Consider the following 22,550-nt stretch of genomic DNA (forward strand, 5'->3'; position numbering starts at 1 on the left):
CCCTGCCCAGCGCAGCATCTCGACGTCGTTGAGCGCATCGCCGAAGGCGACCACGTCGGGGCGGCCGATGCCGAGGTGGTCGCAGAGGCGGGCGAGCCCGGTGGCCTTCGTGACGCCCTCGGCCATCACCTCGACGAACGGAGCTCCGGACAGCGTCGCCTCGAACCCGGTCAGCCCGAGGCTGCGCAGCGTGTCGAAGAGCGCGGCAGGGGCGAGTTCCGGATGCCGGATGACGAGCTTCAGACTCGGTGCCGCGAGCACCTGCTCCAATGGCACCCCGCCCATCGTGCGGGGGTCGCGCTTGTGGTCGGAGAGTTGGGCGATCTCGGCGTAGCCGTCCTGCGCCACGAAGGTCTCACCGCCCTCGCGCACGCTCGCGAACAGCAGGCCCGGGATGCTGGCGCGCAGCGCCTCGACCAGGGCGCGGATCGTGTCGGGCGGAAGTTCCTCGGCGAACAGCATCCGTCCGTTATCCAGACGCACGGCGTAGGCACCGTTGCTGCAGAGCGCCCACCCGTCGAACCCCGCATCGCCGGCGATGGCACGCAGCCCGATGGGCTGGCGCGCGGTCACCGGGACGACGTGGATGCCGCGATCGCGGGCCGCATCGAGCGCCACCCGCGTGCGCGGCGTGACAGTGGAAGAGGAGTCGAGCAGCGTGCCGTCGAGGTCGGTGGCGATCAGCCGCACGGTCACAGGAGCGGCCGTCAGGAGAAGATCATCGGAAGGTCGTCGTCATCGTCAGCGGCGCCGCCTGTTCCTAGACGGTGACCGTCGAGGTCGACCACCACAGGAACATGATCGCTGGGCTGCTCGCCCTTGCGCTCGTTCCGGTGGATCGAGGCGCCGGTGACGGCTTCAGCCAGCGTGCGCGAGCCCAGCACGAAGTCGATGCGGATGCCCTCGTTGCGCGGGAACTTCAGGCGCTGGTAGTCCCAGTAGGTGAAGCCCTCCGGAAGCAGCGGGCGCACCACGTCGGTGACTCCGGCATCGGCGAACGCGAAGAACGCATCGCGTTCGGGCTGCGAGACATGCGTCGAGCGGCCGACCACGATGTCGGGATCCCCGTTGTCGTGGTCGAACGGGATGATGTTGAAGTCGCCCACCAGGGCGAGCGGAAGGTCGGGGTTGGCCGAGAGCTCGGCCGCCGTCGACCTCTTCAGCTGCTCCAGCCAGTGCAGCTTGTAGAGGTAGTGCGGGTCGTCGAGCGAACGGCCGTTCGGCACGTACAGGCTCCACACCCGTACCCCGTCGACCATCACGCCGAGCGCGCGCGCCTCGAGCGGAGCATCCGGACCCTCATGCCCCTTCGCGAACCCCGGCATCCCGTCGAACGCGGTGCGCACATCGGTGATGGGCAGGCGGCTCGCGATGGCGACACCGTTCCACTGATTCAGCCCGTGCACCTCGACGTGGTACCCGGCCTCTTCGAACGGCGCGTAAGGGAACTGCTCGGGCTTGCACTTGATCTCCTGCATCGCCAGCACGTCGATGTCTTCACGGACGGCGAACTCGACGGTGCGGGTGACGCGGGTGCGGATGGAGTTGACGTTCCAGGTGGCCAAGCGCATGCGTCCAGCCTAGAGCCCACCTCCTACACTGGATGCCGTGACCGCACTCGACGCAGACCGCCAGACCCTCCTCGACCTGATCAAGGACGAGGCGGTGTTCCACGGTGACTTCACCCTCTCGAGCGGCAAGAAGGCGACGTACTACGTCGACATGCGCAAGCTCACGCTCGACCATCGGGCGGCCCCCGCCATCGGCCGCATCATGCTCGATCTGATCGGCGACCTCGACGTCGTGGCCGTCGGCGGTCTCACGCTCGGGGCCGACCCGATCGCGAACTCCGTGCTGCATGCCTCGGTCGCCACCGAGCGCCCGCTCGACGCGTTCGTCGTGCGCAAGGAGCCGAAGGACCACGGCCGCGGCCGTCAGATCGAAGGCGCCGACGTCAAGGGCAAGCGGGTCGTCGTGCTCGAAGACACCTCGACCACCGGACAGTCGGCGCTCAAGGCCGTCGAGGCGCTGCGCAAGGAAGGCGCCGAGATCGTCGCCGTCGCCGTGATCGTCGACCGCAAGACGGGGGCGCAGGCCGCCATCGAAGCCGAGGGACTCGAGTGGCGCGCCGCCTTCGACCTCGACGACCTCGGACTCGACCCGCAGTGACGCGCTACGCGCTGGCCGTCGACGTCGGCGGCACCAAGATGGAGGCCGCGCTCGTCGCGGAGGACGGCGTGCTCGTCACGGGCAGCCGCAGCCGGCAGGCGACCGGTCGGGACGCCACGTTCGAGTCGTTGAACGCCGCCGTCGTCGCGATCGTCGAGCACGCGCTCGCCGCGCTGCCCGCGGATGCTGAGCTCGTCGGTGCGGGTGCGGGCAGCGCCGGCCCCGTCGATCGGACCCTCGGCACGATCATGCCCGTCAACATGCCACTCGCACGCGGCTTCGCGCTCGCTGAGGCGGTTCACGCGGCAGCATCCACGGTCGTGGGGCGAGATGTGCGCACCATCCTCGGACACGACGGCGGAGCGCTCGCCCTCGCCGAATCCTGGCTCGGGGCGACCCAGGGCGCCGGTGCCTCACTGTCGATCGTCGTCTCGACCGGTGTCGGCGGCGGCTTCGTCGCGAACGGCGCATACATCCCCGGTGCGACGGGCAACGCCGGACACCTCGGGCAAGTGCGCCGTGAGGGCGGGATGACCCTTGAGGAGATCGCCTCGGGTCCCGCGAGCGCCGCCTGGGCGCAGCAGCAAGGATGGACCGGGGCGACGGGTGAGGATCTCGCGCGTGATTCGGCTGCCGGCGACCCCCTCGCGCGAGCGGCGATCGAGCGCTCGGCCCGCGCCGTGGGCGAGGCTCTCGCGGATGCTGCGACGCTCGTCGACCTCGATGTCGTGGCCATCGGGGGCGGGTTCTCACGCGTGTCTGCCGACTACATCGATCTCGTGCAGCAGGCGCTCACCGCGAGCGCGGTGCACGAATACTCGCGCCGCACCCGCGTCGTGCGCTCGGGGCTGGGCGACGAGGGGCCGCTGATCGGCGCCGCCGCCCTCGTGCTGCGGTAGGACCGTCCGGAACGCTGCTCAGCGACTCGCTGTGAGCAGGTGCCGCGGTGGGCCTTCGAGTCGGGCGACGGAGATCTTCAGGTCGGTGACGTCGGCGGCGACGGCGTCGATGCGGGTGCTGAGCTTTTCGTCGACGGCGTCGATGCGGTCGTCGATGCGGCGGATCATCCAGGCGCCGGCGGCGAAGAGACTGGCGCCGAGGGTGAGCACGATGCCGATCGCGCTGACGACGATCGTGGCGGTCTCGGTGGTCACCGTCTCATCCCCCTTCTGCGGTGAGCAAGTGCCGTGGCGGGCCGTCGAGTCGCGCGACGGAGATCTTCAGGTCGGTGACGTCGGCGGCGACGGCGTCGATGCGGCGGACCATCCAGGCGGCGCCGACGAACATGCTCGTGCCGAGCGTGACCACGACACCGACGGCGCTGATGATGATCGCGAGGGTCTCCGTGGACACGCGTGCACTCCTTGCTCGGATAGGTGTATCGACGACGTTACGCCGCCCTTCCCGGTGCGCGCGCCGGTATTCCAGCATCTGTGAAGAGGTCGCGGATGGTGCGAGGTGTGGAGAAGAGGTCAGGTCGCCGCGGTCGCCGGTCCGGGATTCCGAACCGCTCCCAGCACCAGCACCGGCACCAGTGCGCACAGCGCAGCCGACACGAAGAAGGTCGTGCTCGAGGCCGGGTCGCGGCCCACCAGCAGGATCAGCGTGGGGACGAACGTGCCGCCCACCGCGCCGCAGGCCACGAGTGCTCCGGTCACTGCCGCGCTGCGAGCCGGATCCAGCCGGTCGAGGGCGAGCCCCAGTATGAGTCCGTAGCTCGGGGCGAGGAGCACGACCACCGCGGCCAGCGCGACCAGCGCCCACACCGGCTCGGACCCCACCAGCATCCCGGCCGTCGCCATCAGGACGGCGGCCCCGGTCGTCGCGGCGAGGAGGATCACGATCGGTGACACGGACGCCCGGCGCAGCGCCGCCGCGCTGAAGCGGCCGACGGCCATCAGCGTCCAGAACGCCGAGGTTCCGAGAGCTGCGAGAGCGGGATCGACCTCGAGGATGCGCTCCGGGATCACGGCCGACCAGCCGGACAGCACGGTCTCGACGCCGACGTACAGCGGCAGCGAAACTGCAAATGGCAGCAGCACGAGCAGCCCCCGCACGTCGCGATGCGCGGGAGCCTCCGCGACGGAGACCGCAGGAGTCGGGCCGGCGAGCATCACGACCGTGATGAGGGGCACCACCGCGAGGAGGCCGAGCACGGCACGCGCATCGGAGGCGACGGCGACCAGGAGCGGCGTGACCGCGGCGCAGACCGCGACCGTCCCGAGCAGCGCGCTGAGCAGCCCCGTCGCACTGCCGACCGCCACGGACTTCGCCGCCACCGAACCCGAGGCCTCGACCAGCCCGAACCCGAACCCGGCGACGGACGCCGCGGCGATGAACAGCGCGGGAGTGCCCGCGACCGCAACGGCGATGACGGCGGCAGCCTGGAGTGCGCTGCCGAGGATGAGCGCGGTCTGCGGTGGGAAGCGGACGAGGAGCGGTCCGGAGACGAGCACGCCCACCAGCAGCCCCGCGAAGAGCGCGGGGACCGCGGCGCTGAGATCGGCCCCGATCGCGCGCTCTGCGGAGGGGAGCACCGCCGGGACCAAGGCCGCCGTGACGCCGAGCCCCGCGAACGCCGCGAAGAGTCCCGCCCGCGCGCGCCCTGCGTTCGTCACGCTCCGGCCGACCGCACGCGATGCACGGCGGCGAACGTGTCGCGCAGCGCCTCCATCGAGCGGTCGTAGTTCGACTGGGCGACGCCGATGAAGATGCAGTCGACCACCATCAGCTGCGCGATCCGGCTGCCGAGCGCGCCCGAGCGGAAGCCGGTCTCGCGGGCGGCGGTCGTGAGCACGATGTCGGCCTGATCGGCCAGCGGCGCCCCGGCGTGGTTCGTGATCGCGATGGTCGTGGCGCCCGCCCGACGGGCGAGCAGGAGGAACTCGATGGTGTCGGTGGTGGCGCCGCTGTGCGACACGGCGATCGCGACGTTGCCCGGGCCGAGCGTCGCCGCCGACGTCCAGGCGGCGTGCGGGTCGGACCAATCCAGCGCGGTGCGGCCGATACGGGTGAGCTTGCGCTGCAGGTCGAGCCCGACGATGGAGCTCGCGCCGACGCCGAAGATGTCGACCCTGGTCGAGGACGTGATGGCTTCGACCGAGGCGCGCAGGGACTCGGTGTCGAGCACCTTCGCGGTGTCGGCGAGGGAGAGCGTCTCGGCGAGCGAGACCTTGGCGACGATGTCGGCCAGCGTGTCGTTGCGGTCGATGTCGCCGGAGACGGCGGGGAGTGCGGCGGTGTCGAACGTCTCCCGCTCCACGTCGCGCAGCACGTGGTTGCGCAGCTCTCGCACGTGCTCGTAGCCGAGCCGCTTGCAGAACCGCACGACCGAGGTGGTCGAGGTGTCGCAGCGCTGCGCGAGCTCGGCGACCGAGAGTCCTGCGGTACCCGCGGGATCGGCGAGGAAGAGGTCGGCGATGCGCTGCTCGCTCGGACGCAGCTCGGGACGGATCGCGCGCATGCGGACGAGGACGGGGTGTGCGCCGGCTTCTTCGCGGGCAGCTTCATTGGACATGGCGGTCTCCGATCGCTGTTCATAACAGTAGAGGAACTTCTGTTACATCTGTAGTGACGTTCGTGTACTTTTGGTACCAACCAAGACCGACGACGTTCACGGGGCGGCAGGCAACAGCGCCTGACCCGACGCCACGGCGACGCGTCCCAGCCAGGAGGAATCTGCAATGAGCACAGCACGGCGAGCGTCATTGGGCGCTCTCACCGCCACGGCCGCCGCTTTGGCGCTCGTGATCACCGGTTGTTCCGCACCGGCATCCACCTCCGGCTCCTCGGAGGGCGCGGCCGGCGGCGACCTCGTCATCGGCGTCACCAGCGACCCGGACACCCTGTTCCCCTGGAAGGCCACGCAGTTCCAGGCCGTCAACGTGCTGCAGAACCTGTACGGCACGCTGACCGAGTTCGATGAGGATCTCAACGTCGTCCCCGGTCTCGCCGAGTCCTGGGACGTCTCCGAAGACGGCCTCACCGTGACCTTCCGCCTGCGTGAAGGCGTCACGTTCGCCGACGGCAGCACCTTCGGCTCCGAAGACGTCAAGTACTCGCTCGACGCCATCGCCGCCGAGGCCACCGCCGCCGTCGCGAGCAGCTCCCTCGCCTCCGTCACCGCGGTCGAGGCCACCGACGAGACGACCGTCACCCTCACGCTGAGCGCTCCCGACGCCGCCCTTCCCGCCAACCTCGCGGTGATCAACATGGCGATGCTGTCCTCCGACGACACCGAAGAGGCACTCAACACCACCCCGAACGGCACCGGTCCGTTCGTCCTCGACAGCCGCAAGGCGAGCCAGTCGATCACGCTCGCCAAGAACGAGGACTACTGGGGCGACGCCGCGCTGCTCGACACCGTCGAGTTCCGCGTGATCCCCGACGAGTCGTCGATCGTCTCGGCGATGCAGTCCGGCAACGTGCAGCTCGCGGTGTTCGACGACCCGCTGGTCGCGCAGACCGCCGAGGGCGCCAACGTCGAGGTCGCCACGACCCCGCAGCTGAGCTACCACGCGCTGCAGCTGAACGCCACGCGCGGCGACCTCGCCGATGTCAACGTGCGTCTCGCCATCCAGTGCGCGATCGACCGCCAGGAGGTGCTCGACACCGCCGCCCTCGGCGAGGGTGAGGTCACCGGCCCGATCACCTCTCCCGCGTACAAGTCCGACCCCGAGGCGCGTCCGTGCCCGGAGCGCGACCTCGACAAGGCCGCCGACTACCTGAAGAAGGCGGGCAAGGAAGACGGCGTCACCGTCAAGACGATCGTCTCGCAGGGCGAGTACGCCACCTCGGTGAACGAGGCGCAGAACCTCAAGGCCCAGCTCGCCGACGCGAAGATCACGCTCGACATCGAGGTCCTCGAGTCCGGTGCCTTCGTCGACCGCTGGATCGCGGCCGACTTCGACGCCGCCGTCGCGCTCAACGGCGGTCGTCCCGACCCCGACGGCATGTACGGCCGCTACTTCACCAGCACCGGAAACCTGAACAAGGTCGCCGGCTACTCCTCGCCCGAGCTCGACGCGCTGTTCGCCGAGGGGCGCCAGACGGCCGACCCGGACAAGCGCAAGGACATCTACGCGCAGGTCTCCGAGAACCTCGAGGACAACGCCGCGTGGATCTGGCTGTTCACGAGCTACACCTACACGGCGACGGCATCGACCGTCGACGGCTTCGTCCCCATGGTGAACGGCTCGCTGCAGTACCTGCGGACCACCTCCATCAAGTAGCGGATCGAGGGGGCGCGGCCACCCCGCGCCCCCTCCCTCCCCGACGACAGGCAGCCCCACACGCGCATGTTCAGACAGCTCCTCCGCAACAGCGTGCTGCGACGCATCCTCGCAGCCCTCGGCACGCTCCTCGGCGTCGCCATCTTCGTCTTCCTGATGCTGCGCGCCATCCCCGGCGACCAGATCAGCTCCGGCCTCGGCACCGAGGCGGCCGCCCTCACTCCCTCCCAGCGCGCGGCCCTCGAGGCCTACTACGGCCTGGACCAGCCGCTCTTCGTGCAGTTCTTCTCGTGGCTCGGCAACATCTTCACCGGCAACCTCGGCTTCTCGTCCCGGGCGCAGACCAGCGTGCTCGAGCTGACCGCGGCCGCCCTCCCCGTCACGTTCGAGCTCGCGATCTTCTCGATCGTGATCGCCCTCGCCATCGGCATCCCGCTCGGCATGCTCTCGGCCTCCAAGCCCGACTCGGTCCGCGACGGCTTCGGCCAGGTGGTCGGCCTCGCCGGTCTCTCGATCCCGGCGTTCCTGCTCGGCACCGCTCTGCTGGCGGTGCTCGCCTCGTCGTTCGGCTTCAACCCCAATGGCCAGGCCTACGCGACGCTCTTCGAGGACCCGCTGCTCAACCTCCAGCAGATGCTGCTGCCGTCGATCGTGCTCGGCTTCGGCATCGCCGCACCGATCATGCGCACGACCCGCACCGCGGTGCTCGAGATCCGCGCCAACGACTTCATCCGCACCGCGAAGGCGAAGGGCGTCCCGCCGCGCCGCCTGCAGGTGCGCCACGTGCTCGGCAACGCGCTCGTGCCGATCGTCACGATGACCGGCCTGCAGTTCGGCTACCTCCTCGGCGGTGCCGTGGTGGTGGAGCAGATCTTCTCGCTCCCCGGCATCGGACGACAGGTGCTGCTGGGCATCCAGCAGAAGGAGTACGCACTCGTGCAGAGCACCGTCCTCGTGATCGCGCTCGCCTTCGTCATCGTCAACCTGCTCACCGACCTGCTGTACCGGGTCATCGATCCTCGGGTGCGTGCCGCATGACCGACATCTCTCAGACCTCGGCCCTCGCCCCCGGCGGCGGGCGCACCATGGAGCGCGTGCGCCTCCTGTTGCGCAGCCGCAGCGGGCTCACCGGCCTCATCATCGTCGTGCTGCTCGCGGTGCTGAGCCTCGTCTCGGCGTTCGGGCTGCTGCCGTTCGATCCGCTCGCCCAGGACCCGCCGTCCCGCCTGCAGCCGCCGTCGGCCGTGCACTGGTTCGGCACCGATCAGTTCGGTCGCGACGTGTTCTCCCGCGTCGCCGCCGGAGTCGCGAACTCGGCGCTCATCTCGGTCGTCGCCGTCGCCTTCGCCACCGTCGTCGGCACGGTGTGCGGACTCATCGCCGGCTTCTACCGCGGCTTCTCCGACGGGGCGATCACGGCGGTCACCAACGTCCTGTTCGCCTTCCCGCCGCTGCTGCTCGCCCTGTCGCTGGCCTCGGTGTTCGAGCGCAACTGGTTCACCATCGCCGTGGCCATCGCGATCGTCTACGTGCCGATCTTCATCCGCGTGACCCGAGGCCCCGTGCTGTCGCTGCGCGAGGTCGAGTACGTCAAGGCGGCCAAGAGCACCGGTCAGAGCCGCATGGCGACCATGTTCCGCCATGTGCTGCCCAACATCACGTCGATCATCATCGTGCAGGTCACGCTCTCGCTGTCCTGGGCCGTGCTCACCGAGGCCTCGCTGAGCTTCCTCGGACTCGGCACCCCGCCGCCCGCGCCCTCGCTCGGGTCGATGATCTTCGAGGCGCGCACACTCGTCACGATCGCCCCGTGGACCATGATCGCGCCCGGCGTGATCGTCGTGCTCCTCGTGGTCGGTCTGAACCTGCTCGGCGACGGCCTGCGCGACAGTCTCGACCCCCGGAACAGAGGAAAGCGATGACGGTGGAAGACCTCGGCGGACTCGCCACGGAGGCCAGCGATCCCCGCTACGCGAAGCTCGACCTGATGAGCGTGGCCGAACTCGCGCAGACGATGAACGAGGCGGATGCCACGGTACCGGCCGCCGTGCAGCGCGCGCTCGGGCAGATCGTCCCCGCGATCGAGGCCACGGCCGCCCGCATGGCGCAGGGCGGACGTCTGGTGTACGTCGGTGCAGGAACCCCCGGCCGTATCGGCGTGCTCGACGCCTCGGAATGCCCGCCCACGTTCAGCACCCCGCCGGAGCTGGTGTTCGCGATCATGGCCGGAGGGCCCGGGGCGATCGTCAGCCCGGTCGAAGGCGCCGAGGACGACGCGGAGGCGGGGGCTGCGGCCATCGACGCCGCCGGCATCGGCCCGCTCGACACCGTGATCGGCATCGCCTCCAGCGGCCGCACACCGTATGTGATCGCGGCGGTCCGCCGCGCGCGCGAACTCGGAGCGCTCAGCATCGGCCTCTCCTGCAACGTCGGCACCGCCCTCAGCGCGGCGGCGGAGCACGGCATCGAGGTCGAGGTCGGTCCCGAGGTGCTCTCCGGCTCCACGCGGCTCAAGTCGGGGACCGCGCAGAAGCTCGTGCTGAACATGTTCTCGACCATCTCGATGGTGCGAAACGGCAAGGCCTACGGCAACCTGATGGTGGATGTGAAGGCCACCAACCACAAGCTGCGCGAGCGGGCGATCCGGATGGTGCAGACCATCGCGGATGTCGATCGCGACGCGGCGGTGGCCGCACTGGAGACCGCCGCCTACGACGTGAAGCTCGCGTCGATCATGATCCGCCGCGGTGAGGATCTCGCCGCGGCCACCGCACGACTGGACGCGGCCGATGGTCGGCTGCGCACCGCACTGGAGGAGAACTGATGCGCGTCCTCGGACTGATCTCCGGCACCTCGCACGACGGGATCGACGCCGCCGTCGTCGACTTCACGACCAGCGGCGGCTTCACCGCCCACGGCGTGGACCTGCACGGCACGGTGCTCGCGGCGACGAGCGTGCCCTACGCCCCCGAGCTGCGGGCGCGGCTGATCGCGGCGCTCCCGCCCGCGCAGACGACCCTCGCCGAGGTGGCCGAGCTCGACACCCTCATCGGGCAGGCGTTCGCCGAGGTCGCCGCCGACATCGCGGCCGAGGTCGGCGGCGTCGACGCGGTGTGCTCGCACGGCCAGACCGTGTACCACTGGGTCGACGGCGCGCATGCGCTGGGCACCCTGCAGATCGGGCAGCCCGCCTGGATCGCCGAGAAGGTCGGGGCGCCGGTGGTGTCCGACATCCGCATCCGCGACATCACGGTCGGCGGCCACGGCGCCCCGCTGGTGTCGTTCCTCGACGAGCTGCTGTTGCGTTCGCGCGCCGGCATCTCGGCGGCCCTGAACCTGGGCGGCATCTCGAACATGACCGTGGTGCGTCAGGACGGCCTCGTCGCCTTTGACATCGGTCCGGCGAACGCGCTGGTCGACGCGGTCATCGTGGAGCACGGCCTCAACCCGCTCGGCTACGACGACGACGCCGCGATCGCCCGCACCGGACAGGTGGACGAGGCGCTGCTCGCCGCGCTGCTCGACGACCCGTACTACGCCCTCACCCCGCCCAAGAGCACCGGCAAGGAGCACTTCCACCTCGGCTACGTGCACGAGCATCTCGCCGCGCAGGGCCGCGAGATCGCGGTCGCCGACGTCGTGCGCACCCTCACCGAGCTCACCGTCCGCACGGTCGCTCGTGACGTCGAGGCCGCGGGTATCGGGTTCCTCGCCGTGTCGGGCGGCGGATGCCGCAATCCGCTGATCCTCGACGGACTGCGCGCCGCGCTGCCCGCGACCGAGGTCGTGCTCGCCGACGAGCTGGGGGCTGCGGCCGACAGCAAGGAGGCGATCCTCCTCGCCCTCATCGGCTGGTCCACGATGCACGGAGTCCCCGCGATCGTCCCCGGCGGCACCGGTGCGCGCGAGCCGCGCATCCTCGGCACCATCACCCCGGGCGTCGGTCCGCTGCAGATGCCGGAGCCCGTGGCCGCCATCGACTCCCTCTCGCTCACGGAGGCCACGGCATCGTGAGCCTGCAGGTGCGCCCCGCCACCCCGGACGACCTGTCCGGGGTGCTCGAGGTGTTCCTCTCGTGCTGGCGGGAGAGCTATCGGGGTGTGCTCCCCGACGTGGCGATCGATGCGATGACCGACGAGCGGGCCGAGGCGCTGTGGCGGCGGGTGCTCGCGGATCCGACGGGCGTCGTGCTCGTCGCCGAGCGGGACGGTCGGATCATCGGGATCACCCGGTACGCCGCGACGACAGGAGACGACGGCCGGATCGACGGCGCCGTGCACTCTCTGTACGTCTCGCCCCGTGCCCCCGGCGGAGGGATCGGCGGCGCACTGTTGGCGCAGGCGACGGCAGAGCTGCAGGATGCCGGGGCCGAGGCCGCGACGCTGTGGGTGTTCGCCGCGAATACGCCGTCGATCGGGTTCTACGAATCGAAGGGCTGGCACGCCGACGGAGCCACCCGCACGCAGCCGGAGTTCGGCGAGCCCGAGCAGCGCATGCGCAGGGAGTGGACATGAGCGAGGTCTTGAGATGACCGCCACCGCAGCCGTCGCCGCGGTCCTCGCAACGGATGCCGCGCCGCGTGGCGCCGTCGCGGGTGTGGTCACCGATACCGGGCGCGACATCGCCGCGGACGGCCTGGCCGACCTCGCCGGAACGCCGATGACCACTGCGACCGCGTTCGACATCGCCTCGGTATCGAAGGTCGCTGCGACCACGACGGCGATCCTGCGGCTGGCCAGCCGCGGCGACCTGGGCTTCGACGACCGCGTCGACCGCTTCATCCGCGGCACGGCCTGCGCACCGGGAACGACCGTTCGCCACCTGCTGCAGCACCGCGCAGGGCTCTGGGAGTGGCAGCCGCTCTACCTCGACCGCGCGCACGCCGGCGACCCCGAAGCCGCAGCCGATGCCATCCCGCTGCGCTACGGCCTCGACGACGGGCGTCACTACTCCGACCTTGGCTTCATGCTCCTCGGCCGCATCGTCGCCGCCGTCATCGGGATGCCTCTGGACGCGGCCGTCCGCGAACTCGTGACGGCGCCCCTCGGTCTCGACCGCACCGGATACGGGCCGGTATCAGCGCCCGTGGCCTCGTCCGGTATCGGTGATTCCGCCGAGCGCCGCATGGTCGCGACCGGCGAGCCGTACCCGATCCTCACCGCCGACCGCGACTTCGCCTGGCGTGAGGAGGAGATCGTCGGGGCCGTGAACGACGGCAACTGCTTCCACGCGTTCGGCGGCATCTCCGGCCATGCCGGGCTCTTCAGCACCGCCGACGACCTGCTGACCCTCGGCGCCGCGCTCGCCGCTCCCGAGCGCCATCCCGAGCTGTGGCATCCGGATGCCGTGGCCGACCTGTTCCGCGACGGCCCCGATGCCGGGCAGGCGCTGGGGTGGCGCAGCGACACGGTCACGGTCGGCGGCCGACCGACCCGGATGCTCTGGCACCCGGGCTTCACGGGCTGTGCGCTGGGATTCGTTCCGGGAACCGGCACCGCCGCCGTCCTGCTGAGCAACCGCCTGTTCGCCCCCGAACCCGCACCGACCGAGGCGCTGTGGCGCTCGGCGCTCCCCGCACTCCTGGACGACAACGATCTGGACGACAACGAAGGAACACCATCATGAGCACCACCGAGCCCGTGCTGAGCATCAGCGGCCTCGCCGTCGCCTTCCGGACCGGTTCCGAACTGGTCACCGCCATCAGCGACATCAGCATCGACGTCGCCGCCGGGGAGACCGTCGCGATCGTGGGCGAGTCGGGGTCGGGCAAGTCGACCACCGCCGCCGCGGTCAACCGACTGCTGCCGGAGAACGGCGTGATCACCGCCGGCAGCATCCGCTTCGACGGCCGCGAGCTCACCGACCTGCCCGAGAACGCGATGGTCTCCCTGCGCGGCGCCGGGATCGGCCTCGTGCCGCAGGATCCGATGTCGAACCTCAACCCGCTCATGCGTGTGGGCGAGCAGATCGGCGAGGCGCTCGAGGTGCACGGCCACACGCACGGCGATGCCACGAAGGCGCGGGTCGTCGAGCTGCTCGAGATGGTCGGGATCGCGGATGCGGCGCAGCGGGCGCACCAGTACCCGCACGAGTTCTCCGGCGGCATGCGTCAGCGCGTGCTGATCGCGATGGGCCTGGCCTGCAAGCCGCGCCTGCTGATCGCCGACGAGCCCACCTCCGCCCTCGATGTGACCGTGCAGCGGCGCATCCTGGACCAGCTCGACACGCTCACCGACGAGCTCGGAACAGCGGTCTTCCTCATCACGCACGACCTGGCCCTCGCCGCCGAGCGCGCGGATCGCATCGTCGTGATGTTCCGCGGTCACATCGTGGAGGAGGGGACGTCGGCCGAGGTGCTCGGCAACCCGCAGCACGAGTACACGAAGCAGCTGCTCGCCGCGGCGCCGAGCCTCGCCTCCCGCCGCGACGCACTGCCGCAGCGCGAGGCCGCCACCGGGACGCCGTTCGTCGAGATCCGTGACCTCCGCAAGGAGTTCGCCCTCCGCGCCCCCAAGGCGGGCGAGCCGCAGACGTTCACCGCGGTCGACGGGGTGAGCTTCGAGATCCGTCGCGGCACGACCGTCTCGATCGTGGGCGAGTCCGGATCGGGCAAGTCGACCACGGCGAACATGGTGCTCGGGCTCGAGGACGCCACCTCCGGGTCGATCCTGTTCGACGGGCTCGACCTGACCACGCTGCGCCGCAAGGAGCTGTTCGCCCTGCGCCGACGCGTGCAGCCGGTGTTCCAGAACCCGTACGCCTCACTCGACCCGCGCTACACGGTCGAGCAGTCGATCGCCGAGCCGCTGCGTGTGCACCGCATCGGCACCGCGGCCACCCGGCACTCGCGTGTGCTCGAACTCCTGGAGCAGGTGGCGCTGCCCGCCGCGATGGCCGAGCGCCTGCCGCACGAGCTGTCGGGTGGTCAGCGTCAGCGTGTGGCGATCGCCCGGGCGCTCGCGCTCGAACCCGAGCTCGTGGTGCTCGACGAGGCCGTGTCGGCACTCGACGTTCTGGTGCAGGCGCAGATCCTCGACCTGCTCGCCGACCTGCAGAAGCGCTTGGGGCTGAGCTACCTGTTCATCAGCCACGACCTCGCGGTCGTGCGGATGATCTCCGACGAGGTGCACGTCATGCAGCGCGGCGTCGTGGTCGAGAGCGGCACCCCCGAGCGCATCTTCGACGACCCGCAGCATCCGTACACGCGCGAGCTGCTCGCCGCGATCCCCGGAGCGACGCTCGCGTCCTGACCGGCGGGGTCGCCCGCGCCTGTCCACTTGTCGGGAGGATGCGCCGGATCGGGGGGCGAAAGCCCGTCATTCGTCCGACATCCGTGCGATCTCCCGACATCCGTACCGGAAAACCGGCGCGCGAAGCGGATGCAGGGACTCAGCGGGACTTGTCGTCCTCGTCCCAGGGACCTTCCCACCAGCCGGCGCGGCCGTCGTCCGAGCCACCGCGTCCGCGCCGTGAGCGCACGAACTGCACGATGAAAACGGTCAGCGAGCTGAGCAGGATCAGGAAGACCACCAGGAACAGCACGTCGCTCTGATTCATGGACGCTTCCCCTCTGCGGCATCCGCCACGATCTTCGCGATGCGGGCCGTCCGGGTCTCCGGGCGCTTGGCCATCGCGATGTGAGTGAGCCCGAACTTCTTGACCGACTTCGGGAACGCGTCCCAGTTCTCGCGCGCGGCGGGCACCGCGTCGAGCGCGGCCGCGAACTCCTCCGGCTCGATCCCGGCCTCCGGTCCGTCGAGCAGGGTCCACGAGCCGTTCGCCTTCGCGATCTCGAGCACGCGGATGCCGGCGGGAGCGAGCGCCCCCTCCGCTTCGAGCTCCGCGATGCGCGCCTTGTTCGTCGCGGCCCATCCGCTGCCGGGGCGGCGCGGAGAGAACCACTGTCCGTTGGCGCGGTCGGCGGTCCCGTCATCGAAGACGCGTACCGGGCCGTCGATCCATCCGAAGCAGAGCGCCTGCCGCACGGCATCCTCGTAGCCGACGCCGTCGGACGAGCCGCGCACACTCAGCAGCCAGACGCCCGCCGTCCGGTCGTGGTTCGCTTCGAGCCAGGCACGCCAGGCCGCGGCATCCGCCGCTCGGAACCGCTCGCCCTCGTCGAGTGCCCCCATCGGCTACTTCTTGATCTTGACCGTCGTGATCGTCTCGGTGATCCGCGGCAGCAGGTCGGCGACCGACTGCACGATCTCATCCGGGCGGAACGGGTACTTCTCGATCTCGGCCTGGTCGCTGATGCCGGTGAGCACCAGGATCGTGTGCAGACCCGCCTCGATGCCCGCGACGACGTCGGTGTCCATGCGGTCGCCGATCATGCCGGTGCGCTTCGAGTGCGCGCCGATCTTGTTCAGAGCGGAGCGGAACATCATCGGGTTCGGCTTGCCGACCACGTACGGCTCCTTGCCGGTGGCCTTCGTGATCAAGGCGGCGATGGCGCCGGTGGCGGGCAGTGGTCCGTCGGCGCTCGGGCCCGTGGCATCCGGGTTTGTGACGATGAAGCGCGCACCGCCGATGATGAGGCGGATCGCCTTGGTGATCGCCTCGAACGAGTAGTTGCGGGTCTCTCCGACGACCACGAAGTCGGGGTTCGTCTCCGTCATGATGAAGCCGGCGTCGTGCAGGGCGGTGAGGATGCCGGCCTCGCCGATCACGAATGCCGAGCCGCCGGGGAGCTGCTGCTTCAGGAAGTCGGCGGTGGCGAGGGCCGAGGTCCAGATGCGCTCCTCGGGCACGTGCAGCCCGCTGGTGCGGAGGCGAGCGGAGAGGTCGCGCGCGGTGAAGATCGAGTTGTTGGTGAGCACCAGGTACGGGATACCTGCGCTCTCCCATCCGGCGAGCAGTTCGGATGCTCCGGGGATGGCGTCGTTCTCATGGACGAGCACGCCGTCCATGTCGGTGAGCCAGCATTCGATGTCGTCGCGTTGTGCCATGTGCACAGCCTAGAGGCCGCAGGCGACGCACGCCTGACCGTATTGCGGAGCCGTCAGGCGCTGAGCCAGACCACCTGTGCCGCACCGTCGGGCAGGGCCGTCTGCACGCCGTCGATCTCCACTCCGGACGCTGTCACCGTGACCGTCGATGCGACCGCCAGGCCCAGCGCCTCGAGTGCCCGGAGCAACTCCGGATCGCGGTCGTCCACGCGCAGCACGCGGCCGGCGTGCCCGGCCGGAGCGTCGGCGAGGAGCACGAACGGCTCGCGCTCGATGTGACCGTCGGCGTCGGGGATCGCATCGCCGTGCGGGTCGAATCGGGGGCGACCGAGGCGCGCATCGATGCCCTCCAGCAGCCGATCGCTGATGGTGTGCTCGAGCACCTCGGCCTCGTCGTGCACCTCGTCCCAGCCGTAATCGAACTCCTGCACGAGCCAGGTCTCGATCAGGCGGTGCCGGCGCACCATCGCCAGGGCACGGAGCGTGCCGGCATCCGTCAGTCGCACCGCACCGTAGGGCACGTGCGAGACGAGACCGGCGGCGGCGAGCTTCTTCACCATCTCGGTGACCGACGACGGGGCGATGCCGAGCTTCGCGGCGAGCACCGAAGGGGTGATGGGGGCGTCCTGCCACTCGGTGTGCGCGTAGACGGTCTTCAGGTAGTCGTCAGCTGCAGGGGATGCCACCGGACCAGCCTACGTGGTGCGCTCGCGCGCCCATGAGGTGAGGCCGTGGATCAGTGCCCGCACCCCGATCTCGAAGGTGCGGCGGGCGGGGTCGGAGCTGAGTCGCGCCCGGGCGCTCTCGGCTTCCGCGAAGGTCGGATACGTCGGAGCGAGCTCGCCCGGTGCCATGTTGTCCGCAGGCGCGAGGGCATCCAGCGCGGAGCCGATGATGAAGGCCTCGAGGGCGACGATGGCATCCACGATCGTGTCGGTCGGCCAGCCGTCGTCCGTGAGCAGGCGGGCGATCTGCTCGTAGTCGGCGAAGGAGGCCTCGTCGGCGTCGATCGGCGAGGTCGCCAACATCACCATGGCCTCCGGGGCGCGGATGGCGGCCTCGCGGTAGCTGTGCGCCCACGTCAGGAGCGCGTCGTCGATGGGCATCTCGTGCAGCACGGGGGAGACGAGCGCACGACTGACCTGCCCGCGCATGGCGCGGATCACGGCGTCGCGGTTGGCGAAGTGGTGATAGAGCGCGGAGGTGCGCACGCCGAGGGATTCCGCGAGCGCGGTCATCGTGAACTGACGCGGGGTGCGCTGCGCGCTGAGCCGGAAGGCGGCCTTCAGGATGCGCTCCTCGGTGAGCACCTGCGTCGACGGTCGGCCGACGCTGCGCGGAGATTTCGTCATCGTGCTCGATTCTGCTCAGGCGTCTGGTATTTTATTGAAACTCTTTCAATACCGAACGATTCACTACCGACGAAGGTACAGTCATGACCGGTTTCGACGCCGACGCCATTGTCACCGGCGCACACGTGGTGACGATGGACCCGCGCCGCCCGCACGCCACGGCCTTCGCGGTGCGCGACGGGCGGTTCCTTGCCGTCGGCGACGACACGCTGATCCGTGAGCTGCGCGGCCCGCGCACCGTCGTTCACGACCTCGGCGGTGCGGCCGTGACGCCGGGGCTCATCGACGCACACCTGCATCCGATCCAGGGGATCGAGCTGACCGCCGGCATCGACCTCGGGGGACTGACCACCGCTGTCGACCTCCTCGCGGCGCTGCGGACCGAAGCGGATCGAGCGCTCGCCGAAGACGCCGACCCGTGGGTGCGGGGGTGGAACGTCGATTACGACGTGTTCCACGACCTGCCGATGACGGCGGCGGCGATCGAGGACGCGGTGCGCGGGCTGCCTGCGCTGCTCATCCTGTTCGACGGACACACCGCGCTCGCGAGCCACGCGGGACTTTCCCGGGCGGGGATCACCGGCGCGCGAGAGTTCGAGGACTCGTCGTGCGTCGTCATCGACGTGAACGGGGTGCCGACCGGCGAGCTTCGCGAACTCGGTGCCTACGAGCCCGTGCGGCTGAGCGCGCCCGCGCTGACCCGCGACCAGACCCTGGCGGTCGGTCACGAGCTCCTGCGGGGACTGGGCGACTCCGGTCTCACCGGCGGCACGATCATGGACGGCGGCTTCGCCACCCTCGAGCTGTTGGACGCTCTGGAGCAGGGGCCCGGGCTGCCGATCCGCATCGTCTCGGCCATCGACCACGAGCCCGGCTTCGACGAGGAGCGGACGGGCGCGAATCTCGCGATGCGCGACCGGCGCGGCGACCGATGGCGCGGAGGCGTCGTGAAGCTGTATGCCGACGGCGTGGTCGAGACCGGCACGGCCTGGCTGTACGAGCCGGACACCGCCGGCACGGGGCTGGAGCCGTTCTGGAAGGATGCCGCGGCGTACGCGCGCACCGTGCGACGCTACGCCGAGGCCGGATTCCAGGTGGCGACGCACGCCATCGGCGACCGTGCCGTCGGGGAGGTCGTCGACGCGTACCTGGCTACCGGCATCCGCAGTGCAGGGGGAGCCCCGCATCGCATCGAGCACCTCGAGACCACGACCGACCGCGACGTCGCCCGCATCGCCGCCGCGGGCATCACCGCCTCGATGCAGCCCCTCCACATGCAGTGGCGCAAGGCAGACGGCTCGGACGACTGGTCCCGCAAGCTGGGACCCGCCCGCGCCGCCCGCGCCTGGCGCGCCCGCGACTACTGGGACGCAGGGGCGCCGCTCGCGCTCGGCTCCGACTGGCCCATCGCGCAGAACGACGCGCGCATCGGCCTCGCCTGGGCGATGCTGCGCCGCCGCCCCGGAGACCGCGACGCCCCGGTCTTCGAGCCCGAGCAGGCGCTCACCCCCTACCAGGCGCTGCACGGCTACACCGTGGGCGCCGCCCTGGCCCAGGGAGACGCCGACCTCGGTAGCATCGCCCCCGGGTTCCGGGCCGACTACGCCGTGTGGGCGGAGAACCCGCTGCACGTCTCCCCGGACGACCTCCCCGACCTGCCCGTGCAGGGGACGGCCGTCGGCGGCACCGAGCCCTGACCCCCGGCTCGACCGCACTCCTCCGCCCCCTTCGCACTCGCCCCCTTCACACTGAGGTGACCTCCATGCCCGAATTCGGCGCTCTCGCGCTCCTCCCCATCGTGGTGATCCTGATCGTCGCGGTCGCCACCAGACGCACCCTCTTCGCCCTGTTCTGCGGCACCATCGCCGGAGCGCTGATCCTCGGCGGCTGGGGCGGCTTCGACGTCTGGGTCGAGTACACCGGGAAGGCGCTGTCCAACGCCACGGCGCAGTGGCTGCTGCTGATCGTCGCGCTGTTCGGCATCCTCATGATGCTGTTCGAGAAGTCGGGCATCGTCACCGACTTCGCGCGGTGGGCCGAGCGGTTCGTGACCTCGCGCCGCAAGTCGACCGTGCTGACCTTCCTGCTGTCGGTCGTGCTGTTCGTCGACGACTACCTCAACGTGCTCACCACCGGCACCTCGATGAAGCAGGTCACCGACCGCTACCGGGTGCCGCGCACGCAGCTCGGCGCCATCATGAAGATGACGGCCGCGCCGATCGCCGTCCTCGTCCCCGTGTCGACGTGGGCGCTGTTCTTCTCCGGGCTCTTCGAGGCGCAGGGCGTCACGGTCGGCGGCACCGGATTCGGCGCCTACCTGCAGGCGATCCCCTTCATCTTCTTCGGGTGGGCGGCCCTCGCGGTCGCGTTGCTGATGAGCATCGGATGGCTGCCGAAGCTCGGCGTGATCAAGCGCGATGCGATCCGCGCGGAGCGTGACGGTGACGTCTTCCCGCTCGGCACCACCGATGACGAACGGCGAGCCGAGGGCGTGGCGCTCCTGGCTGAGCTCGAGGCCGACGACCCCGACGGGTCGACCGCGCAGCGGGTCGCCACCGCGCTCGCGACGTCGGCCGAGGCGGATGCGGGGCGCAAGCCGCAGCCGTGGGGCTTCCTGACCGCGATGGCCGTGCTCGTCGGCGTCACGATCGCGACCAACGCCAACGTCGTCGCCGGCACCGCCGCGGCCCTCGCCGTGACCCTCGTGATCGTGCTCGTGCAGCGCCGCCTCAGCATCCGCGGAGTGCTGGATGCCGCGCTGGAGGGCATCGAGAGCATGCTGTTCGTGATGATCCTCACCGTGCTGGCGTTCATGGTGCAGGAGATGAACATCGCCCTGCAGCTTGCCGAGTTCGTGATCCAGGTCACGGAGCCGGTGCTGACCCCGGCGCTGCTGCCGGCCATCGTCTTCGCGGTGTGCGGGATCTACGCATACGCCACCGGATCGTTCTGGGATCTCGCTGCGGTGATCACCCCGGTCGTCCTCCCGCTGGCGCTGGCCCTCGGTGCCGACCCGATCCTCGCGGGCGCCGCCGTGTTCTCCGGCGCGGCGCTCGGCAGCACGACCTGCCTCTACGGCGACGGCATCATCCTCGCCTCGCGGTCGATCGGCATCAAGCCGATCAACCTCATGCTCGCGATCCTGCCCTACGCCGGGATCGCCGCCGGACTGTCGTTCGTGATGTACCTGGTGACGGGCTTCGTCACGGCGTAGGGCGACCGACCGGTTCGGGCGGCGGGGGTCAGCTCGTCGCGGCGGCCAGGAGGCTGTAGGCGGCCTGACCGGCGAAGAACAGGACCAGGAAGCCGAGGAGGGCGGCGGCCAGCGAGAGCCGGCCGTCGAATCCCTCGATCTCGGCGATGCCGATCTTGCGCGCGCGGAACGCCAGGACGAGTGTGGCGACGCCGAGGGCGAGCTGCACCCACGGGCTGCCGAGGCCGATGACCTTCGGGAACGCGATCAGCAGGCCGCCGATCACGCCCGTCGCGAGTCCGATCCAGGTGAGGATGCGGACGTTGCGGCGGGCGTTCTCGGCAGACATGCTGTCGAGCCTATCCGGGGTCAGGCCCCCGTCAGCACGAGCCAGAGCAGGGCTCCGTTGAGGGCGATCAGCAGCACCGAGGCGAGGATGCCGGCGGCCGTGGTCCAGCGGCGGTTGACCCAGGCGCCGAGGGTTCGCCGCTGCGCGGTGAGCACGACCAGCGGGATCAGCGCGAACGGGATGCCGAACGAGAGCACCACCTGGCTGAGTACCAGGGCGAGTGTCGGATCGAATCCGATGCCGAGGATGACGAGCGCGGGGATCAGGGTGACCAGGCGGCGGGCGAGCAGCGGGATGCGCACATGCAGCAGGCCGTGCATGATCTCGGCACCCGCGTAGGCACCCACCGAGGTCGAGGCCAGACCGGAGGCGAGGAGCCCGACGGCGAAGAAGGTCGCCACGACCTGACCGAGTCCCGCGGCGAGAGCGGCGTGTGCGCCCTCGAGCGAGTCGGTGCCCTCGACGCCGGCGAGGTTCGCGGCCGCGAGCAGCAGGATGCAGAGGTTCACGGACCCGGCGATCACCATCGCGATCGAGACGTCCCAGCGGGTGGCGGTGAGCAGGCGGCGGATGCGCGAGGTCTCGGTGCGCACGGCCTCGTCGCCCGCGTGGGTGGTCGTGGCGCCGAAACGGTCGCGGGCCAGGGAGGAGTGCGCGTAGATCGCGTGCGGCATGATCGTCGCGCCGAGGATGGATGCGGCCAGCAGCACCGAGCCGGTGTCTTCGAAGCGCGGAACCATCCCGCCGAGCACCCCTGCCGGATCCGGCGGCGCGACGAACACGCCGGCCACGAAGCCGATCGTGATGATGGCCATGAGCCCGATGATCACGAACTCGAACGGGCGGGCGCCGCGCCGGCTCTGCACCGCGAGCAGGATCATCGAGACCGCGCCGGTGATGAGTCCGCCCAGCAGCAGCGGCACGTCGAACAGCAGGTTCAGTGCCACTGCGCCGCCGATGACCTCGGCGAGGTCGGTGGCCATCGCGACGAGCTCGGCCTGCAGCCAGTACGCGCGGCGGGCCCACGGCCGCTTCAGCCGCGCGCCCAGCACCTCGGGGAGGCTCTGTCCGGTGACGACGCCCAGCTTCGCGGAGAGGTACTGGATCAGCCAGGCCATGATGTTGCCCGCGAGCACGACCCACACCAGGAGATAGCCGTACTGCGCCCCGGCGGTCATGTTGCTGGCGACGTTCCCGGGGTCCAGGTACGCGACACCGGCGACGAGGGCGGGTCCGAGCAGCCAGAGGCTGCGTGGTGCGCCCGCCCGAGGTGCGGCGGGGGCGGTCATCGCGGCAGAAGGACTTTTA

The 22,550-nt window shown here is 70.4% G+C and carries 25 protein-coding genes; 12 read left to right on the top strand and 13 right to left on the bottom strand.

Translation table 11 applies throughout. The annotated features are described in order from the left end of the window. Together DW298_RS04130 and DW298_RS04135 are read right to left on the bottom strand one after the other, a co-directional pair. On the bottom strand, nt 1–696 hold a 696-nt coding region (locus DW298_RS04130; protein WP_136041213.1), incomplete at its 3' end, for an HAD family hydrolase. Nucleotides 697–707: 11 nt separating this feature from the next. After that, the gene (locus DW298_RS04135) at nt 708–1,571 is read right to left on the bottom strand and encodes an exodeoxyribonuclease III (RefSeq protein ID WP_136041214.1); all 864 of its coding nucleotides are present in this window, start codon (nt 1,569–1,571) and stop codon (nt 708–710) included. Nucleotides 1,572–1,608: 37 nt separating this feature from the next. On the opposite strand from DW298_RS04135, the gene pyrE reads away from it, so the two are divergent. Next, on the top strand, nt 1,609–2,169 hold the full coding sequence (gene pyrE / locus DW298_RS04140) for an orotate phosphoribosyltransferase (RefSeq protein WP_091227717.1): 561 nt from the start codon (nt 1,609–1,611) through the stop codon (nt 2,167–2,169). Beyond that, nucleotides 2,166–3,068, top strand: a complete 903-nt coding sequence (locus DW298_RS04145) for an ROK family protein (protein ID WP_136041215.1) — start codon at nt 2,166–2,168, stop codon at nt 3,066–3,068. Before pyrE ends, DW298_RS04145 begins: the two co-directional genes overlap by 4 nt. Nucleotides 3,069–3,086: 18 nt before the next feature. On the opposite strand, the gene DW298_RS04150 is transcribed toward DW298_RS04145, so the two are convergent. From DW298_RS04150 to DW298_RS04165, 4 genes are all read right to left on the bottom strand, one after another. After that, nucleotides 3,087–3,323 carry a hypothetical protein gene (locus tag DW298_RS04150; RefSeq protein WP_136041216.1) on the bottom strand — a complete coding sequence of 79 codons (237 nt, stop codon included), beginning with the start codon at nt 3,321–3,323 and terminating at the stop codon, nt 3,087–3,089. A gap of 4 nt (nt 3,324–3,327) precedes the next feature. Beyond that, nucleotides 3,328–3,522, bottom strand: coding sequence for a hypothetical protein (locus DW298_RS04155; RefSeq protein WP_136041217.1), 195 nt, complete (start codon nt 3,520–3,522; stop codon nt 3,328–3,330). Nucleotides 3,523–3,641: 119 nt separating this feature from the next. Then, the gene (locus tag DW298_RS04160; protein ID WP_136041218.1) at nt 3,642–4,787 is read right to left on the bottom strand and encodes an MFS transporter; all 1,146 of its coding nucleotides are present in this window, start codon (nt 4,785–4,787) and stop codon (nt 3,642–3,644) included. After that, the gene (locus tag DW298_RS04165; protein ID WP_136041219.1) at nt 4,784–5,686 is read right to left on the bottom strand and encodes a MurR/RpiR family transcriptional regulator; all 903 of its coding nucleotides are present in this window, start codon (nt 5,684–5,686) and stop codon (nt 4,784–4,786) included. Before DW298_RS04165 ends, DW298_RS04160 begins: the two co-directional genes overlap by 4 nt. A 166-nt stretch (nt 5,687–5,852) precedes the next feature. On the opposite strand from DW298_RS04165, the gene DW298_RS04170 reads away from it, so the two are divergent. The 8 genes from DW298_RS04170 (at nt 5,853) to DW298_RS04205 (ending at nt 14,650) form a co-directional block, all read left to right on the top strand. After that, on the top strand, nt 5,853–7,400 hold the full coding sequence (locus DW298_RS04170; protein ID WP_136041220.1) for an ABC transporter substrate-binding protein: 1,548 nt from the start codon (nt 5,853–5,855) through the stop codon (nt 7,398–7,400). Nucleotides 7,401–7,466: 66 nt separating this feature from the next. Beyond that, nucleotides 7,467–8,438 carry an ABC transporter permease gene (locus DW298_RS04175; RefSeq protein ID WP_091031746.1) on the top strand — a complete coding sequence of 324 codons (972 nt, stop codon included), beginning with the start codon at nt 7,467–7,469 and terminating at the stop codon, nt 8,436–8,438. Beyond that, complete coding sequence (locus DW298_RS04180; protein ID WP_029261265.1) at nt 8,435–9,322, top strand: ABC transporter permease; 888 nt, start codon at nt 8,435–8,437, stop codon at nt 9,320–9,322. Before DW298_RS04175 ends, DW298_RS04180 begins: the two co-directional genes overlap by 4 nt. Continuing rightward, nucleotides 9,319–10,224 carry an N-acetylmuramic acid 6-phosphate etherase gene (murQ, locus tag DW298_RS04185; RefSeq protein WP_136041221.1) on the top strand — a complete coding sequence of 302 codons (906 nt, stop codon included), beginning with the start codon at nt 9,319–9,321 and terminating at the stop codon, nt 10,222–10,224. The genes DW298_RS04180 and murQ overlap by 4 nt, the downstream gene beginning before the upstream one ends. Beyond that, a complete protein-coding gene (locus tag DW298_RS04190; protein ID WP_136041222.1) occupies nt 10,224–11,414 on the top strand; it encodes an anhydro-N-acetylmuramic acid kinase in 1,191 nt (396 codons plus the stop codon). The genes murQ and DW298_RS04190 overlap by 1 nt, the downstream gene beginning before the upstream one ends. Next, complete coding sequence (locus tag DW298_RS19220; protein WP_168429534.1) at nt 11,411–11,914, top strand: GNAT family N-acetyltransferase; 504 nt, start codon at nt 11,411–11,413, stop codon at nt 11,912–11,914. Before DW298_RS04190 ends, DW298_RS19220 begins: the two co-directional genes overlap by 4 nt. Nucleotides 11,915–11,927: 13 nt before the next feature. Then, complete coding sequence (locus DW298_RS04200) at nt 11,928–13,025, top strand: serine hydrolase domain-containing protein (RefSeq protein ID WP_136041224.1); 1,098 nt, start codon at nt 11,928–11,930, stop codon at nt 13,023–13,025. Then, nucleotides 13,022–14,650 (top strand): ABC transporter ATP-binding protein, encoded by a 1,629-nt coding sequence (locus DW298_RS04205; protein ID WP_136041225.1) that lies wholly within the window; start codon nt 13,022–13,024, stop codon nt 14,648–14,650. Before DW298_RS04200 ends, DW298_RS04205 begins: the two co-directional genes overlap by 4 nt. Before the next feature lie 139 nt (nt 14,651–14,789). Here DW298_RS04205 and DW298_RS19225 read toward each other — a convergent pair whose 3' ends face one another. Genes DW298_RS19225 through DW298_RS04225 form a run of 5 tightly spaced genes read right to left on the bottom strand, consistent with a single transcriptional unit; the run spans nt 14,790 to nt 17,700 of the window. Continuing rightward, complete coding sequence (locus DW298_RS19225; protein WP_168429535.1) at nt 14,790–14,957, bottom strand: hypothetical protein; 168 nt, start codon at nt 14,955–14,957, stop codon at nt 14,790–14,792. Then, on the bottom strand, nt 14,954–15,532 hold the full coding sequence (locus DW298_RS04210) for a YdeI/OmpD-associated family protein (RefSeq protein ID WP_136041226.1): 579 nt from the start codon (nt 15,530–15,532) through the stop codon (nt 14,954–14,956). The genes DW298_RS19225 and DW298_RS04210 overlap by 4 nt, the downstream gene beginning before the upstream one ends. A 3-nt stretch (nt 15,533–15,535) precedes the next feature. Beyond that, a complete protein-coding gene (locus tag DW298_RS04215) occupies nt 15,536–16,348 on the bottom strand; it encodes an HAD-IIA family hydrolase (protein WP_029261258.1) in 813 nt (270 codons plus the stop codon). A 53-nt stretch (nt 16,349–16,401) separates the two neighbouring features. Next, nucleotides 16,402–17,034 carry a metal-dependent transcriptional regulator gene (locus tag DW298_RS04220; RefSeq protein ID WP_136041227.1) on the bottom strand — a complete coding sequence of 211 codons (633 nt, stop codon included), beginning with the start codon at nt 17,032–17,034 and terminating at the stop codon, nt 16,402–16,404. A 9-nt stretch (nt 17,035–17,043) separates the two neighbouring features. Beyond that, nucleotides 17,044–17,700 (bottom strand): TetR family transcriptional regulator, encoded by a 657-nt coding sequence (locus tag DW298_RS04225; RefSeq protein WP_136041228.1) that lies wholly within the window; start codon nt 17,698–17,700, stop codon nt 17,044–17,046. A gap of 83 nt (nt 17,701–17,783) precedes the next feature. Between DW298_RS04225 and DW298_RS04230 the strand changes: the two genes are divergently transcribed. Further along, complete coding sequence (locus tag DW298_RS04230) at nt 17,784–19,397, top strand: amidohydrolase (RefSeq protein WP_136041229.1); 1,614 nt, start codon at nt 17,784–17,786, stop codon at nt 19,395–19,397. A 65-nt stretch (nt 19,398–19,462) separates the two neighbouring features. Further along, nucleotides 19,463–20,914, top strand: a complete 1,452-nt coding sequence (locus DW298_RS04235) for a Na+/H+ antiporter NhaC family protein (RefSeq protein ID WP_136041230.1) — start codon at nt 19,463–19,465, stop codon at nt 20,912–20,914. A 28-nt stretch (nt 20,915–20,942) separates the two neighbouring features. Here the strand turns inward: DW298_RS04235 and DW298_RS04240 are convergent, their stop codons facing one another. Further along, nucleotides 20,943–21,242, bottom strand: coding sequence for a hypothetical protein (locus DW298_RS04240; protein WP_136041231.1), 300 nt, complete (start codon nt 21,240–21,242; stop codon nt 20,943–20,945). 20 nt (nt 21,243–21,262) lie between these two features. Beyond that, on the bottom strand, nt 21,263–22,531 hold the full coding sequence (locus DW298_RS04245) for an Nramp family divalent metal transporter (protein WP_136041232.1): 1,269 nt from the start codon (nt 22,529–22,531) through the stop codon (nt 21,263–21,265). Between the last annotated feature and the right edge of the window lie 19 nt (nt 22,532–22,550).

The organism is Microbacterium sp. A20, from assembly GCF_004794515.1.
Taxonomy (GTDB): Bacteria; Actinomycetota; Actinomycetes; order Actinomycetales; family Microbacteriaceae; genus Microbacterium.

Bases quoted from the DNA above. Each gene is read 5' to 3' on its own strand.
- DW298_RS04175 (WP_091031746.1), top strand. From the start codon at position 7,467: ATGTTCAGACAGCTCCTCCGCAACAGCGTGCTGCGACGCATCCTCGCA.
- DW298_RS04180 (WP_029261265.1), top strand. From the start codon at position 8,435: ATGACCGACATCTCTCAGACCTCGGCCCTCGCCCCCGGCGGCGGGCGC.
- DW298_RS04210 (WP_136041226.1), bottom strand. From the start codon at position 15,532: ATGGGGGCACTCGACGAGGGCGAGCGGTTCCGAGCGGCGGATGCCGCG.
- DW298_RS04235 (WP_136041230.1), top strand. From the start codon at position 19,463: ATGCCCGAATTCGGCGCTCTCGCGCTCCTCCCCATCGTGGTGATCCTG.
- DW298_RS04205 (WP_136041225.1), top strand. From the start codon at position 13,022: ATGAGCACCACCGAGCCCGTGCTGAGCATCAGCGGCCTCGCCGTCGCC.
- DW298_RS04165 (WP_136041219.1), bottom strand. From the start codon at position 5,686: ATGTCCAATGAAGCTGCCCGCGAAGAAGCCGGCGCACACCCCGTCCTC.
- DW298_RS04230 (WP_136041229.1), top strand. From the start codon at position 17,784: ATGACCGGTTTCGACGCCGACGCCATTGTCACCGGCGCACACGTGGTG.
- murQ (WP_136041221.1), top strand. From the start codon at position 9,319: ATGACGGTGGAAGACCTCGGCGGACTCGCCACGGAGGCCAGCGATCCC.
- DW298_RS04200 (WP_136041224.1), top strand. From the start codon at position 11,928: ATGACCGCCACCGCAGCCGTCGCCGCGGTCCTCGCAACGGATGCCGCG.
- DW298_RS04240 (WP_136041231.1), bottom strand. From the start codon at position 21,242: ATGTCTGCCGAGAACGCCCGCCGCAACGTCCGCATCCTCACCTGGATC.
- DW298_RS04190 (WP_136041222.1), top strand. From the start codon at position 10,224: ATGCGCGTCCTCGGACTGATCTCCGGCACCTCGCACGACGGGATCGAC.
- DW298_RS04170 (WP_136041220.1), top strand. From the start codon at position 5,853: ATGAGCACAGCACGGCGAGCGTCATTGGGCGCTCTCACCGCCACGGCC.
- DW298_RS04225 (WP_136041228.1), bottom strand. From the start codon at position 17,700: ATGACGAAATCTCCGCGCAGCGTCGGCCGACCGTCGACGCAGGTGCTC.
- DW298_RS04245 (WP_136041232.1), bottom strand. From the start codon at position 22,531: ATGACCGCCCCCGCCGCACCTCGGGCGGGCGCACCACGCAGCCTCTGG.
- DW298_RS19225 (WP_168429535.1), bottom strand. From the start codon at position 14,957: ATGAATCAGAGCGACGTGCTGTTCCTGGTGGTCTTCCTGATCCTGCTC.
- DW298_RS04215 (WP_029261258.1), bottom strand. From the start codon at position 16,348: ATGGCACAACGCGACGACATCGAATGCTGGCTCACCGACATGGACGGC.
- DW298_RS04135 (WP_136041214.1), bottom strand. From the start codon at position 1,571: ATGCGCTTGGCCACCTGGAACGTCAACTCCATCCGCACCCGCGTCACC.